The sequence below is a fragment of the Reyranella sp. genome, from assembly GCF_965227665.1.
Lineage (GTDB): Bacteria > Pseudomonadota > Alphaproteobacteria > Reyranellales > Reyranellaceae > Reyranella.
The window spans coordinates 5026157-5041392 of record NZ_OZ245767.1 but is presented as its reverse complement, the minus strand read 5'-3'; the positions used below and the strand labels follow the sequence as shown (position 1 = coordinate 5041392).

Sequence of the window (15236 nt, the reverse complement as noted above, 5' to 3'; positions counted from 1 at the left end):
AATTTTGCCGTAGAGCGGCGGTTAACCGTGGTTGACAGCGGCCGCCATCAGAAGCGGGCCTGAATCCCGGCATAGACCGACGCCCCGTCGCCCGGGTTGTAGAGTGGGCTCGCCGCCGTGGCGGTGTTGATCACGCCGACGTTCGACACGTACATCTGGTTCGTGAGGTTGCGGGCATCGACGAAGAACTCGAGTCCCTTGAAGCCGGTGTATCCGGCCTTGACGCCCAGCAGCGCGTAGGACGACGTCATGAAGGCGGGGTTGTTGACGTTGTCGACGTAGTAGCCCTGCGGCACCCACTCGACGTTGGGGCCGATGTAGAAGCCGCCCTGGGTCGCGTAACGCGCCTCCGCCCGGATGTAGTAGGGCGGTGCTCCCGGGAGCTGGTTGTTGCCGTAGGTCGGGTTGTTGTCGAAGCGGTAATCACCCACGGTCAGCGCCACGCGGCCGGTCAGCCGGTCACCCTTCTCGCCTTGCCAGGCCGTGCCGTTCAGCCCGAGTTCGATGCCCTGATGGATCGCGTTCGGAATGTTGATGGCGATGGCCGAGCCGCCGAAGCCGGGCACGACGAGGAGCTGCAGTTCGTTCTTCACCCACGACCGGTAGATCGAGAGATCCCAGCCGAACTGCGGGCCGATCGAGCCGCGCGTACCGATTTCCGCGGTCCACGAGGTCTGCGGCGCGAGGGGCGCGAATCCGGGCGCGACACTCGGATTCAGTTCCGACCAGGTCGGCGGCTCCGAGGCCCGCGAGACGTTGGCATAGAACTGCAGGCCCGGACGCGGCTCCCAGAGCGCGCCGATCTTCGGATTCGCCTCGAAATAGGCCGCCGATCCGGAATCGTTGCCGTTGACCAGATAGTTGTCGGTCAGCACGCGGGTCTGCCAGTTGAGCTGCAGGCCGGTGACGATCGAGACTTCGGGGGTCACGTAGAACCAGTTCTCGCCGTAGACCTCGACGCTGGTGGAGTTCTCTGTATTGTCGTTGGTCAACGCACCGGGCACGCCAAAGCGGTTGGCGAACTGCTTGTTGCGGTTCGTTCCCGCGAAGTAGTTCACGCCGAGGATGAAGTCGTTGCGATGGCCCGCGACGGCGCGGCTGCCTTTGTACTGGGCCGTCAGCCCCCAATCGAGGGTGGTGTTGTCGATCACGGCGAACGTGAGCGGATGGAACAGATACTTCGACTTCACGAAGCCCTGCAGGGTCAGCGCGTCGTCGCCGATGTCGATGACGGTGGTGTTGGCGAAGCGGAAGGAATCGACGTCGCGCCGCGCATTCTGCAGCACGTTGGAGAGCGGCCCCTGCTGCGGATCGGTCAGGTACTGCTGCTGGGTCAGCGAGCCCGGAATCTGGTTGCGGACCTGGTTGCCCGACAGGAAGAAGCGCGTTTCCGCATTCGATCCGATCTGCGCGCCGACATTGCCGTTCACCCGCTGCAGGCTCTGGTTGGTGTGCTGACGAAAGCCGTTGCCGCTCAGGTTGGTGAAGGACAGCCAGGCATCCCACGGGCCCTCATTGAAGCCGGCCGCGGCCTGCTCGCCGAAGGTCTGGTAGCTGCCGCCATAGAAACGAGCGGCGTAGCCCGGATTGCTGCGACCGGTGGGCGAAACGAAGTTGATGGCACCGCCCAGGGTCGCCGCGCCGTAGCGCAGCGCATTGGCGCCCTTGTAGACCTCGACATACTGCTGGGCGAGCGGGTCGATCTCATGGAAATCGCCGCTGCCGTCTGCCAGGTTGATCGGCGACCCGTCCTGCAGCAGGCGGACGCCGCGCAGGTGGAAATTGCGCGACAGGCCGGAGCCCCGGATGACCAGCTTTGAATCCTCCTGGCCGTACTTGCTCTGCACCCAGACGCCGGGCGTATAGTCGAGCATGTCCTTCATGGTGGTGGCGCGACCGTCGAGATAGCGTGTCGCCGGCACGACCTCGACGCCGCCGGGAGTCTTGTTGATCTGCTCCTCCGCCTGTTTGGCGGACGGCACGGTGAGCGACGCGGAGGGTGCGGTGACGGTAATGGCCGGCATGCTGGGCGCCTGGCTCTGGGCCAATTCCTCGGCACGAAGGATCGAGGGCACGAAGACGAGCCCTAGGGAGGCGACGACGGTCGCTCGTAAAGTCGAAGACATGATGCTTCCTTGAATGGCTGACGCGAAGCAGCGCGCATGCCGAGGGCATGCACGGTGCAGAACGGTAGGTCAGACGTTCGGAAGCGGAGGCGCTCTGGGTTGGTTGGGCCCGTCGCGAATGGCGCCGGTCGAGGGATGATGGTGCGCCGCGAGGATGAGTTGCGCCGTCTCGCCGATCTCGACGTCAATCGAGATGCCAGAGGGCAGCGCTTGCGCCTGTGCATGCGCCAAGCCGAAGCAGCAATCGTGGACCCGGGCATTTGCCGGGCCCTTCGAGTCCGTTTCTCCCTGATCTGCACTTGGCTGGCAGAGGGTGCCCCACATGGCGGTGGCAGCCTCCAGGCCGCCCATGCGCAGCATGACGGCGTGGGAGAGAGGCTGGAAGATGGCAAGCGTGATCGCAAACAGCGCCACCGTCAGCGCCATCGAGCGCAAACGTGAGATCGGCTGCATTGCGGTCATGCTGCAGTTTAACCGGGTTGTACCGTGACGCTCAAGCTGCTTGGCCGTGAAGTGCCTGCGTCATCACAGCCTCCCGAACCTGGCGAAGGCGGCGCGGCCCACCTTCTCGGCCTCGGCGACGAAATCGGTGAACATGCCCTCGATCATTCCCCTCACGTCTGCCGGCGCGCGTTCGGGCGTGCCTGCCGAATAAGGCGGCTTGGGATCGTACTCTGCCATGAGCTGGACGCCCTCCGCATACGGCCGATCCCGCAGATGCCCCACGAGCGTGAGCCCGAAATCGATGCCTGCCGTCACACCCCCGCCCGTGATCCTGTTGCGATCGACGACGACCCGCCCCTCCGCGAGCCGGGCGCCGAAGATCGGCAGCAGCGCCTTGGTGGCCCAATGCGACGTCGCCTCGTATCCGGCGAGCAACCCCGCTGCCCCCAGGAGCAGCGAGCCGGTGCAGACCGACGTGACGTACTTCGCCCGGCTGCCGCGGTCCTTGAGGAAGAGCATGGTCGCGTCGTCCTTCATCGCTGCGAGCGTGCCCTCCGAGCCGCCGGGCACGCAGACGATATCGAGGTCGCTCCGACATTCGTCGAACGTCATGGAAGGCACGACGGTCAGCCCGGTGTCGCTCTGCACCGGATCCCTCGTCTTGGCGACCAGATGGACCTTCGCGCCCATCAGGCTGGTCAGCATGTGATGCGGACCGACCATGTCGAGTGCGGTGAATTGCGGATAGATCAGGAAGGCGATCTCCTCCGATCCCATCCAATGGGCGGGCATGGACGACATGTCGTGAGGCGACCCGGTTGCGGCTCCGGCAGACGGCTCGCCGCCGCCTGTCTGTTGCGCCAGGAGATCGCCGGGTGAATGGGCGACCGCCGCGGCAACGGCGGCCGCGGCGGCGAATTGACGGCGTGTCAAAGACATGGCGACCTCCCGTCAGAACTTGAAGGCCAGCTGGCCATAGATCGACAGCGGGGCTCCCGGTGCGACCTGGCCGCCGAGCCAGCTGTACGGAACGAAGTACTGGTTGTTCGTCAGGTTCTTGGCCGAAAGAACGGCGCGGAACTTCTCGTTCTCGTACCCGATCTTCGCATCGACCGTATAATAACCTGCGGTCTGCCAGAGATTGAACGCATCGACGTACTGGTTCGAGGCCGCGTAGATGCCGGCGCCCAGGCTGAGCCCCGGCACCACGCTCTCGTCGAACTGATAGTTCAGCCAGAAGCGACCGGAATGTTCCGGAACGAAGGGCAGCCTATAGCCCGCCGGAATGCCCGGGCCTGCCGGATCGGCGAAGAAGGCATTCGTGTAGCCGTAGCTCGCCAGAACGCTCCAGTTCCGGTTGGGCTGGTACAGGAAATCGGCTTCGAACCCCCGCGATGTCTGCTGCGAAAGGGTGGCGGCGAGAGCCGACAGCCTGACCGGCACATTGGTCCGCTCGATCTGGAAGAGCGCCACCGTGCCGGTGAGGGTATCGTTGATGTTGAGCTTCACGCCGGCTTCGTACTGCGTGGAGAACTCGGGCGCTGGCTGGGCGAATGTCTGCGAGAACGGCACCCACTTCATGCCCTGGGAGTAGCTGCCGTACAGGGACAAGCCCTTCACCAGATCGACGACGATGCCGGCGCGCGGCAGCAGCCGGGTCGCCTGTGTCACGCGCGTCACCATCGAGCCGGTGGCGAACTCGTTGTAGGTGATGTCGATCGACGCCAGGCGGGCACCGGCAAGAACATGGAAGCGGTCGTTGATCGTCGACTGCAGCTGCGCGTAGAAGCCCGTCGTCAGGTACGTGTTGTTGAAGTTGAAGAACGAAACGCCTTCCCCTCGTCCCGGCACAGGGAAGGTGTAGGGCGTCGTGAACGACGGATTCTGCAGGTTCACGAGAGAAGGCGTGCAGCCGAACCCGACGAGAAAGCAGACGTTGCCATTCGTGTCGACGTTCATGAACCCCCAGTCGGTGACGCGGCTGAAGTCGCCACCGATCAGCAGCGTGTTCTTCGTCGACTCCGTCGAGAACTTCGCCTGAACCGTCGGGTTGATGCTGATCTCCTGCTGCTGGTCGTACACCTCGATGTTGTTCACATCGAATGTCGACGGCGGGAACAACGGCGTGCCCCCGGTGCCGGTGGCGTCGAGGAAGGCGCTTTGGGAGTTCTGCTGCATCTCCGACCTGCTCCACCGCGCCTTGACGTTGACCGACCAGACATCGTCGACGCGATGGTCCAGCGTTCCGGTCACGCCATACAGCTTCGAGTAGCTCGGCATGATGTTGGGATTGCCGAAGTACAGGTTTCGATTGACGGTGTAGTCTCCGGTGATCGTGCCGCTGACCGGCAGGCCGGGATAGGCCTGTTGGTAGGCCTGCGACACGAAGCCCTGGAGCGTCAGGGTCGTATCCGTCTTGTTGGTCAGCGTAAGCGTCGGATTGACGCTGAATCGGCTGGAATTCAGAACGTCGATGTAGCTGCTGCTCCCGGTGTACTCGGAGGTGAGGCGAAACAGCACCGTCTTCTCGTCGTTCAGAGGCTGGTTCACGTCCACGTAGGGGTTGGCGTACCAGTAGCTGCCGAACGTCGTGCCGAACTGATACTTTGCCGTGTCCGTCGGCATCTTCGAGACGACGTTGAGCACGCCGCCGACGGGAGCGCCGGCGCCGCCGCCATACACGACCGCGCTGGGCCCCTTCAGGACCTCGACTCGCTCCACGTTCACCAGCCCGTCGCGGTCGCCCGCGACGAACAGATTGCCGGCAAAGCCGTCGGTCCACAGTTCCGCGCCGAACCCCCTGATCTTCACAGGGACCTGTTCGACGTTGCCGATCATGCGCGAATCGATGGGCTGCACGTTGCTGGCGTTCCTGACTGCATCGCTCAGCGTGATCGAGAGCTGGCTGTCGATCAGGGAACGCGTAATGACGTTGATGTTCTGGGGCAGCTGCTCGATCGGCGTTGACGTCCTGGTGGAAGATTTGGCCGTCAGGGCGCGAAATCCCTGGACCGGGCCGGCCGTCGTATTCTCCACCGGAACGCCGGTGCCCTGCACGAGCACCGGCGGAAACTCGACGGGAGCAACCGGGGGGCCGCCGCCGGTCTGCGCAAGCGCCGGCAGCGAGAGCACCATCAGACCGGGCGCGAGAAGAGGACGGACCGAGAGGCAGTAGCGTCTCATGGAAGTTCACCTTGAATCGAATGGGTGGAGGAGCCCGCATGGGCTTGCGCCGGCGGCTCAGGAGCTTGGTCGGAGTGGCTGTGAGGGAGACCGCCGGACACACGGCAGGCCTCACCGGGACGATCATCGATCGCCCGGAGAATTGCCGGCATGGGCATTTCCTCGAATGGCTGACGCGATACATCACGCGCGCCAGCAGGCGCGCGCGTTGCAGCAATTGAGTCAGTCGTTCAGAGGTGGAGGAGCTCGAGGCTGATGGGGCCCGTCGCGAATGGCGCCGGTCGAGGGATGATGGTGCGCCACGTGGATGCGTTGCGCCGTCTCTGTGGCCTCGATTTCAATCGAGGCGCCCGATGGCAGCGCCTGAGCCGGTGCGTGTGCGAGGCCGAAGCAGCAATCGTGGACCTTGGCATTCGCCGGTCCCTGCGACTCGCCCTCGCCCGTGTCGGCATTGGGCTGGCAGAGGGCACCCCACAGGGCGGTGGCCGCCTCCAGGCCGCCCATCCGCAGCATGACCGCGTGGGAAAGGGGCTGGAAGATGGCAAGCGTGATCGCAAACAGCGCCACCGTCAGCGCCATCGAGCGCAAACGTGAAACCGGCTGCTTTGCAATCATGGCAAACTTTAGGCAGGTCCCAGAACAAACTCAAGGCACCAGTGCGAAGGCTGCACTCGATCGCCTGCATTGCGGCTCTGGCACAAAGTATGCAGAATATAACAATAATGCATACGAAGTCCTCCGCGCTGTGGGCCATGGTCATGCTCTGGCCGGCCCTCGGGGCCGCACAGACGACGGCGCCGCCGCTGGCGCCCGGACAGGGACCGTCCGATACGGCGGCGCCCAATCCTACCGCGCAGGGCTACACCGGCGCCTCAACGGCACTCCCCGCCATCACCGTCACGGCGCCCCGCGCGCTGGAAGCCGAGCCAACCGATTCGGCCAGCGAGCGCCGCGTCTCGGGCGAGACGCTGAACACGCGTCCGATCTCCCGGCCCGGCGAGATGCTGGAAGCGGTGCCCGGCCTGATCGTCTCCCAGCACAGCGGCGAGGGCAAAGCCAACCAGTACTTCCTGCGCGGCATGAACCTCGACCACGGCACCGATCTCGCCATCTGGCTGGACGGCATGCCGATCAACATGCGCACCCATGGCCACGGCCAGGGCTATGCCGATCTGAACTTCCTGATCCCCGAACTGGTCGATCAGATGATCATCAAGAAGGGCCCCTACTATGCCGAGGAAAGCGACTTCGCCTCGGCAGGCTCGCTGCGACTGTCGTATGCCAACCGGCTGGAGAATGCCGTCGTGCTGTCGACCGGCGGCAGCTTCGGCTACTGGCGCGCGCTGGCCGCAGGCTCGATGGCGGCGGGCTACGGCACGCTGACCGCGGCCGGCGAAATCGTGACCTACAACGGTCCCTGGCAGGTCGGCGACGACCTCAAGAAGTTCAACGGCTTCCTGCGCTACGCCGAAGGCGACACGGCCAACGGGCTGGCCATCACCGCCCTCGCCTACACCAATTCCTGGCACTCGACCGACCAGATCCCGGCGCGGGCGGTGGCCGACGGCAGCCTCGGACGCTATGGCGCCGTCGACCAGACCGACGGCGGCGATGCCCAGCGCTATTCGCTGTCGATGCGCTGGAGCCGCAGCGATGAGCGGACCGCGTCGAAGGTCGAGGCCTACGGCATCTACTCGACCATGAACCTCTACAACAACTTCACCTACTTCCTCGACGATCCGGTGAACGGCGACCAGTTCCAGCAGAGCGACAAGCGCATGATCCTGGGTCTCAACGCCAGCCACCTCATGCGCCATTCGCTGGCGGGCTTCGCCTCGGAGACGACGGTCGGCACACAGATCCGCTTCGACAATATCGGCGTCGGCCTGTTCAACACCCAGCAGCGCACGCCATTCAACACGGTGCGCTACGACCAGGTGACGGAGACCAGCGTCGCCGTTTACGCCAAGAACACGCTGCAATGGACCGACTGGCTGCGCTCTATCCTCGGCGTCCGCGGCGACTGGTTCACGGGCTCCGTCGCCTCCGACACCGCAGCCAACTCAGGCAACGTCTCTGCCTTCCTCGCCAGCCCCAAGGCCAGCCTCATCTTCGGTCCGTTCGACAAGACCGAGTTCTTCGTGAATGCGGGCCTCGGCTATCACAGCAACGACCTGCGCGGCGCCACCATCACCGTCGATCCCGGCGACAAGACCACGCCGGTCGCCTCGGTGCCGCTCCTCGTGCGCTCGCGCGGTGCCGAGGTCGGCGTGCGGACGCAGGCGATCAAGGGGCTCGATTCTGCGCTTGCCGTGTTCGTGCTCGACTTCGATTCCGAGCTGCTGTTCGTGGGCGACGCCGGCACGACCGAGGCCAGCCGCCCGAGCCGCCGCATCGGCGTCGAATGGACCAACCAGTACCGGCCGGTGCCGTGGGCGCTGCTCGACCTCGATCTCGCCTACACGCAGGCGCGCTTCACCAATCCCGATCCAGCGGGCGACTTCATCCCGGGCGCACCCTCCTTCATCGCCTCGGCCGGCATCACGCTCGGCGCCGATACCGGCTGGTTCGGCGCGGTGCGCTGGCGCTATTTCGGAACGCGTCCGCTGGTCGAGGATGCGAGCGTCCAATCGAGCCCGACCTCGATCATCAATGCGCGCCTGGGCTACGTGTTCGACAGCGGACTGAAGCTGCAGGTAGACGCCTTCAACCTGCTGAACACGCAGGCCAGCCAGATCGACTACTACTATACCTCGCGGCTGCCCAACGAAGGCCCGGACGGCGTGGCCGACCGCCACTTCCACCCGGTCGAGCCGCTGGCCGTGCGCTTCACGATGGCCAAGGCATTCTGACCAGCGTCGCCGTCGCGTGCAGCATCGGCTCGACGACAGCGTGGCTGAACAGCCAGGTCTCAGCGTGGACCTGGTCGCCATCGCGGCGGATCGCCCGCGACAGCGCAATGACGTCGGCGGCCTGCGCCGGCCGCAGCACGGTCACATTCAGATGCGAAGCGCGCGTTTCCAGGCCGGCGGCCGCGCGCAGCGAGGTGTCGACCAGAGACAGCAGCGCCCCCGTGGTCCAGCCGGCCCCGGCCGCCGGCGAAAAGCGCAGCCGCACATCCTGGTCCTGGCATTCCTCGACGAATACTTCATGGAGGTCGGCGGCGGGCAGCACGGCTTCGAGCCGCGCCTGAAGTTCGTCTTCGGTCATTGGCCGCACTCTATGCTATCCCGGCGCCCCATGTCCTTCCTCGATCACATCCGCCGCTGCAACAATGCCGACCTCACCCCGTTCGAGCCGTGGTTCGTGGGCGAGCACCGGGCGGGGTTCGTGCATCGCGACTTCGCGGCCGATGCCGTACAGGGCTCCGGCCTGTTCGAGCGCCGCGACGGAGCCTGGCATCTCGATCCTCGCCTGGACACGCCGGAGAAGCGCACCGCGGAGGTGCACGCGTTCCTGCTGGCCCTGCGCGCGGGAGGCCATTTCAAGGGCCTGTGGCGCGAGGAGAAATACGCCGTGGCGCCTCAAGGGGGCTCGCCCTTCCTGATGGCGATGGAACGCTCGGCGGTGCCGTGGTTCGGCGTCCGCGCCGGCGGCCCGCACATGACGGGCTACGTGCGCCGCGCCGACGGGCTCCACATCTGGGTGCCGCGCCGCTCCTACGACAAGCCGACCTTCCCCGGCCAGCTCGACAATACGGTGGCTGGCGGCCAACCGGCCGGACTCGGCCTGCACGAGAACCTGATCAAGGAATGCGGCGAGGAAGCCTCGATCCCGCCGGAGCTTGCGCGGCAGGCGAAGGCGGTGAGCGTCGTCGGCTACTGGAACCAGTCGGACCGGCAGCTGAAGCCCGATGTCATGACCTGCTTCGATCTGGAACTGCCGGAGGACTTCACGCCACGCGCCAACGACGGCGAGGTCCATTCGTTCGAACTGTGGCCGGTGCGGCGCGTGTTCGAGACGGTGCGCGACACAGTCGAATTCAAATACAACTGCAACCTGGTACTGATCGACTTCTTCGTGCGCCACGGCCTGCTGTCGGCCGACGATCCCGACTTCATCCCGATCGTCGCCGGCCTGCGGAGGCTGTCCGCTCCCCGCAAGGACGACGACCTCTGACACGCGCTCACGCCGGAGGCGTGATCTTCGCCTCCTGGATGACCTTGCGCCACTTCACCGTCTCGGCGGCGAGGCGCTTGCCGTAGTCGGCGGCGCTGCCGCCGATCAGGACGAAGCCGAGGTCGATGAGCTTCTTCGCCGTTGCGGGGTCGGCCAGCACTTCGTTAAAGGCGGCGTTGAGCTTCGCGATGATCGGCTCCGGCGTGCCGCCTGTCGCCATCACCCCGAAGAACACCGCGCCCGTGAGATCGGCGGGCAGGCCGACCTCCGCCACCGTCGGCACGTCGGGGAGCATCGGTACGCGCTTGGCCGCCGCGACGACCAGGCCGCGCAGCCTTCCGTCCTTCACCGCCAGGCCGCCCGGCAGCAAGGTATCCGAGAACAGCATGACGTGGCCGCCCAGAACGTCCTTCAGCGCGTCGGCGCTGCCCTTGTAGCCAACATGTTCGAGCTTGATGCCGAGCTCCATTCTGAGCTGCTCGCCCCACAGATGCGGCATGCTGGCATTCCCGGCCGACGCGTAGGGGATCGGCGAGGTCTGCTTCTTCGCCCAGGCGATGAACTCGGCCATCGTCTTGTAGGGCGCGCTGGGATTGCAGGCGAGCAGCAGCGGCATGTCGACATAGCCGCAGACCGGGGCCAGTTCCTTGACCGGATCGTAGGGCAGCTTCAGGCCGAACGATGTATTGGTGGCGACGGGAGCCGCCGCCATGAGGATCGTGTAGCCGTCGGGCTTGGCCTTCGCGACGATCTCGGTGGCGATGATCGTGCCGCCGCCCGGCTTGTTTTCGACCATCACCTGCTGACCGAACTTGTTCGTCAGATACTCGGCCGCGATGCGCGCGGATGTATCGGTCGCGCCGCCTGGCGCATAGGGCACCACGAAGCGGATCGGCTTGTCGGGGTATGTCTGCGCACGGGCGATGGCCGGAGCCAACCCCGAGGCGAACGCAAGGGCTGCGGCAGAGCCCAGCAGATGGCGGCGCTTCATCTCATTCCTCCCTGGATGTCTTCTCTTTGTTCTTGGACGCGGAGTATCCGCGACGGACCGAAGAAGAGCTAGCCCCTCGACCAGTCACGGTGCGCCATGCGAAGCTTGTTCCGTGCAAATTCGCGAGGATCGGGTGGCGAAGGACGGGCAAGGGTTGGAACTGGGCAACGCCGATGAGCGTGCGATCGCCGCCCTCGATTTCGTCAGCCAGGAATGGCTGGGCTTCGGCAAGCGGTTCGCCGACTTCATCGCCATCGCCGACGCGGAAGAACAGTGCCCGATGCTGCCGCTGGTCGCGGCGAGCCTCTTCCTCACCATGTATTCGCCGGACGGTCATGCCGCCGCCATGCGCCACCTCGCCCGCGCGCAGCAGATGACGGCCGGCGCGACCTCTCGCGAGTTCGCGTGGCTCGGCGCCATCGAGTTCTGGGTCGAAGGCGACACCGATCGCAGCCTGCAACAGTTCCGCAGGATCGTCGACGAATGGCCGCGCGACCTGCTGGCCGGCAAACTGGCGCAGCTGCTGGCTTTCAACCGCGGCGAGGCGGAGACGCTGCTCGATGTCGGCGAGAAGCTCCTTGCCGCCAACCCGGACAACCGTTTCGTCTGGGGCATGTATGCGTTCGGCCTCGAAGAGTGCAATCGCCTCGACGAGGCCGAGGACGCAGCCCGCAAGGGACTGGCGCTCGACCGCAACGACCCGTGGGCGCATCACGCCATCGCCCATTGCCTCGAAGCGCGCGGCCGCATGCTGGAGGGCGTCGCCTTCCTCAGTTCCGTGTCCGACACGTGGAACGACTGCAATTCGTTCATGCAGACGCACAACTGGTGGCACCTCGCGCTGTTCCTGATCGACCTCGACCGCACCGACGAGGCGCTGGTGCTGCATGACGAGCGCGTGTGGGGCGTCTGGAAGGAATTCTGCGAGGACCAGGCCAACGCCGTGTCGCTGCTGGCGCGTCTCGAACTGCGCGGCGTCGACGTCGGCGGACGCTGGGCCGACCTCGCGACCTACCTCAAGCCGCGCCTCCGCGAACATCTCTCCGCCTTCCACGACGTCCACTATCTCTACGGGCTGGCGCGCGCCGGCGAGCGCAGCGCCGTCACCGAGATGCTGGCCAGCCTCGAGGATCGCGCCGCGCGTGCGAAGCCGTTCGAGCGCGAGCTCTGGGCCGATTGCACCGTGCCGCTGGCCCACGGCCTGGCCGCTCACGCCGCGGGCGACATGCCGGCAGCGGCGCGCCTCATGGGCCAGGCGATGCCTCACCTGCGCTGCCTGGGCGGATCGATCGCGCAACGCGCTCTGTTCGGCGCCCTCCATCTCGATGCGCTGAGCCGGGCCGGCTGGAACGACGCGGCGCTGGCGATCCTGCAAGCCGACGAACGCGAACGGCCCGGCGTCGCCGCGACCAAGCGGGCGCTGGCGGCGCTCTATCACCGGGTCGGACGCACCGAACAGGCTCTCGCCGCCGAATATGAGGCCGAAAAGCTCGCCCGCCGGTATCGCGAAGCGGCGACCAGGACGGGAGAAGCGGCATGACGACGGATCTCACCCAGGCGAGCGCCGCCCAGCTCGGCAGGCTCTACCGCAAGGGCAAGGCCTCCCCGGTCGAAACGATGAAGGCCGTGCTGGCCCGCGCCGACCGGCTCGCGACGACGATCAACGCGCTCTGCCATGTCGACAAGAAGGCGGCCCTCGCCGCGGCGCGCACCTCGGAGAAACGCTGGAAGAACGGCGAACCGCTCTCGCCGCTCGACGGCGTGCCGGTCTCGATCAAGGAGCTGGTGCGGGTCAAGAGTTGGCCGGCCTCGATGGGCAGCAAGCTCACCGACAAGAGTCCCGTCGATGCCGATGCGCCGGCGGTAGCCCGGCTGCGCGAGGCCGGCGCGATCGTCTTCGCCCAGAGCACCAGCTCGGAGTACGGCCACAAGGGCGTGACCGATTCGCCCCTGCACGGCATCACGCGCAATCCCTGGAACACCGGCATGACGCCCGGCGGCTCGTCGGGCGGCGCCGGCGCCGCGGTCGCGGCGGGACTGGGTCCGATCGCCATCGGCACCGATGGCGGCGGCTCGGTCCGCATCCCCGCGAGCTTCAACGGGCTGATCGGCCTCAAGGCCACCTTCGGCCGCGTCCCGGCCTGGCCGCCGTCGATGACCGGCGACCTGTCCAACACCGGACCGATGGCGCGGACCGCGCTCGACGCCGCGCTGATGATGAACGCCATTGCCCGGCCCGATCCGCGTGACGGCTACGCCCTGCCGCCGGACGACACCGACTATACGAAGAAGCTCACGACCTTGCCGAAGAAGCTGAAGATCGGCTTCGCGCTGCGTTTCGGCGACCATCCGCTCGACATCGAGGTCGCCGCGATGGTGACCAAGGCCGCCCGCGACTTCGAGGCGCTGGGCTGCACGGTCGAGGAGGTCGAGCCGCCCTTCTCGTTCGGCGAGGCGAGCCGCGCCTTCGTGATCCACTGGCTGTCGGCGCTGCAGCGCCTGCTGCAGGTCTTTCCCGAGGAGCGCCACGGCGAGTTCGACCCCAGCCTTCTGGCCGGTGCCAAGGCGGGCCTGCGCTACAGCCTGCAGGACGTGGTCAATGCGCAAGTGACGCGGCGCGACCTCACCCTCGCCTGGAACCTGTTCTTTGCGAAGTACGACCTGCTGCTCACGCCCACCGTCGCGGTCCAGCCCTTCGACGCCGGCACCAACCTGCCGCCCGGTCCCGACGGCAAGCCGAACTTCATGTGGTCACCCTATACGCCGCAGTTCAATCTGACGCGCCATCCCGCGGCGACGGTACCGTGCGGTCTGTCGCGGCTCGGACTGCCGGTCGGCCTGCAGATTGCTTCGGCACATTACAACGACGCGCTGGTGCTGCGCGCCGCCGCGGCCTATGCCGACGCCCATCCCCTTTCCTTCCCTGTGCTTCCGGAGACCAAGTAGATGACTGCCGACCTTGCGATGATGCCGGCCCACGAGCTGGTGAAACTCTTCAAGACCCGCAAGGCCTCGCCGGTCGAGGCGACCAAGGCCGCTCTCGCGCGCATCGATGCCTTCAACGGCCAGCTCAACGCCTTCCAGCACCTCGATCCCGACACGGCGATGCGCCAGGCGCGCGCCTCGGAGAAGCGCTGGAAGAAGGGCGGCAAGCGCCTCTCGGACATCGATGGCGTGCCGATCACGATCAAGGACATGGTGCTGACCAAGGGCATGCCGACCCGCATGGGCAGCCTCGCCACCGATCCCGATGGCCCCTTCAACGTCGACGCGCCGGTGGCGCAGCGCCTGCGCGAGGCCGGCACGGTGCTGCTCGGCAAGACGACCTCGCCGGAATATGGCTGGAAGGGCGTCACCGATTCCAAGCTGTTCGGCGCCACGCACAATCCGTGGAAGATCGGCCGCACCTCGGGCGGCTCGTCGGGTGGCGGCACGGCGGCCGAAGCGGTCGGCATGGGCAACCTCGCCATCGGCACCGACGGCGCGGGCTCGGTCCGCATTCCGTGCTCCTTCTGCGGCCTGTTTGGCCTAAAGCCCACCCAGGCGCGCGTGCCGCTGTGGCCGGTCTCGGCGCAGGGCACGCTCTCGCATATCGGCCCGATGACGCGCACGGTGCGCGACGCGGCGATGATGATGAACGTCATCGCCCGGCCCGATCCGCGCGATCCCTACGGCCGCCCCGACGATGCCGAGGACTATCTCAAGGGCCTGGACAAGGGCGTGAAGGGCTTGCGCATCGCCTATTCGCCTCACCTGGGCTTCATCGAGCGCGAGAAGATCGACCGCGACGTCGCGGTGGCGGTCGAGCAGGCGGTGAAGGTGTTCAAGACCCTGGGCGCCAAGATCGTCGAGGACTCGCCCGACTTCATGGGCATGGACCCGCGCAAGGTGCTGAACGCCCACTGGCAGTCGAACGTCGCCCTGCTGCTCAACAATTTCAGCCCCGAGAAGCGCGAGCTGATGGATCCCGGCCTGGTGAAGGCCGCCCAGTACGGCGCCACGCTCGGCCAGGAGGCGGTCGTCACCGCCATCCACCAGCGCCAGACGATCTCGGCGATCATGAACCAATTCATGGCCAAGTACGACCTGCTGCTGACGCCCACGATGCCGATGACCGCCTTCGCGGTGAACGAGAACGCGGCCTGGGGCGGCGACGGCGTCGACATCGGCTGGACGCCCTTCACGCTGACTTTCAACCTGACGCGCCAGCCGGCGGCCACCATCCCCTGCGGCCTCGACCGCGAGGGCATGCCGATCGGCCTGCAGATCGTGAGCGGCCACGCCAAGGACGCCCTCGTCCTGCGCGCCGCCGCCGCCTACGAAAGCGTTCGCCCGATCCCGGCGCCGCCGATGGCGCACCAGATCTGAGTGCA

Annotated in this window: 12 protein-coding genes; 5 read left to right on the top strand and 7 right to left on the bottom strand. The window is 66.4% G+C overall.

Translation table 11 applies throughout. The features are described 5' to 3' along the window. Nucleotides 1-47: 47 nt before the first annotated feature. The 5 genes from ACO07I_RS24345 to ACO07I_RS24325 all read right to left on the bottom strand — a co-directional run bounded on the left by ACO07I_RS24345 (nucleotide 48) and on the right by ACO07I_RS24325 (nucleotide 6368). Complete coding sequence (locus ACO07I_RS24345; RefSeq protein WP_422011999.1) at nucleotides 48-2126, bottom strand: TonB-dependent receptor family protein; 2079 nt, start codon at nucleotides 2124-2126, stop codon at nucleotides 48-50. A 69-nt stretch (nucleotides 2127-2195) separates the two neighbouring features. Further along, nucleotides 2196-2588, bottom strand: coding sequence for a hypothetical protein (locus ACO07I_RS24340; RefSeq protein ID WP_422011997.1), 393 nt, complete (start codon nucleotides 2586-2588; stop codon nucleotides 2196-2198). A gap of 63 nt (nucleotides 2589-2651) precedes the next feature. Beyond that, nucleotides 2652-3509 (bottom strand): DJ-1/PfpI family protein, encoded by an 858-nt coding sequence (locus ACO07I_RS24335; protein WP_422011995.1) that lies wholly within the window; start codon nucleotides 3507-3509, stop codon nucleotides 2652-2654. Between the two features lie 12 nt (nucleotides 3510-3521). After that, nucleotides 3522-5753: a TonB-dependent siderophore receptor gene (locus ACO07I_RS24330; protein ID WP_422011993.1), complete on the bottom strand. Its 2232-nt coding sequence runs from the start codon at nucleotides 5751-5753 to the stop codon at nucleotides 3522-3524. Nucleotides 5754-5975: 222 nt separating this feature from the next. Next, on the bottom strand, nucleotides 5976-6368 hold the full coding sequence (locus ACO07I_RS24325; RefSeq protein WP_422011991.1) for a DUF2946 family protein: 393 nt from the start codon (nucleotides 6366-6368) through the stop codon (nucleotides 5976-5978). 107 nt (nucleotides 6369-6475) lie between these two features. Between ACO07I_RS24325 and ACO07I_RS24320 the strand changes: the two genes are divergently transcribed. Next, nucleotides 6476-8605, top strand: a complete 2130-nt coding sequence (locus ACO07I_RS24320) for a TonB-dependent receptor (RefSeq protein WP_422011989.1) — start codon at nucleotides 6476-6478, stop codon at nucleotides 8603-8605. Here the strand turns inward: ACO07I_RS24320 and ACO07I_RS24315 are convergent. After that, entirely contained in the window at nucleotides 8583-8963 is a 381-nt protein-coding gene (locus tag ACO07I_RS24315; protein WP_422011987.1) for a hypothetical protein, read from the bottom strand. The two genes, ACO07I_RS24320 and ACO07I_RS24315, sit on opposite strands and share 23 nt — an antisense overlap. 30 nt (nucleotides 8964-8993) lie before the next feature. Between ACO07I_RS24315 and ACO07I_RS24310 the strand changes: the two genes are divergently transcribed. Beyond that, entirely contained in the window at nucleotides 8994-9872 is an 879-nt protein-coding gene (locus ACO07I_RS24310; protein WP_422011985.1) for a DUF4743 domain-containing protein, read from the top strand. A gap of 7 nt (nucleotides 9873-9879) precedes the next feature. On the opposite strand, the gene ACO07I_RS24305 is transcribed toward ACO07I_RS24310, so the two are convergent. After that, entirely contained in the window at nucleotides 9880-10863 is a 984-nt protein-coding gene (locus tag ACO07I_RS24305; RefSeq protein ID WP_422011983.1) for a Bug family tripartite tricarboxylate transporter substrate binding protein, read from the bottom strand. Between the two features lie 112 nt (nucleotides 10864-10975). Between ACO07I_RS24305 and ACO07I_RS24300 the strand changes: the two genes are divergently transcribed. From ACO07I_RS24300 to ACO07I_RS24290, 3 genes are read left to right on the top strand one after another with little or no spacing between them, the layout of a single operon-like run. Continuing rightward, on the top strand, nucleotides 10976-12403 hold the full coding sequence (locus tag ACO07I_RS24300) for a tetratricopeptide repeat protein (protein ID WP_422011981.1): 1428 nt from the start codon (nucleotides 10976-10978) through the stop codon (nucleotides 12401-12403). Then, the gene (locus tag ACO07I_RS24295) at nucleotides 12400-13809 is read left to right on the top strand and encodes an amidase (RefSeq protein ID WP_422011979.1); all 1410 of its coding nucleotides are present in this window, start codon (nucleotides 12400-12402) and stop codon (nucleotides 13807-13809) included. The genes ACO07I_RS24300 and ACO07I_RS24295 overlap by 4 nt, the downstream gene beginning before the upstream one ends. Beyond that, nucleotides 13810-15231: an amidase gene (locus ACO07I_RS24290; protein ID WP_422011977.1), complete on the top strand. Its 1422-nt coding sequence runs from the start codon at nucleotides 13810-13812 to the stop codon at nucleotides 15229-15231. Nucleotides 15232-15236: the final 5 nt, after the last annotated feature.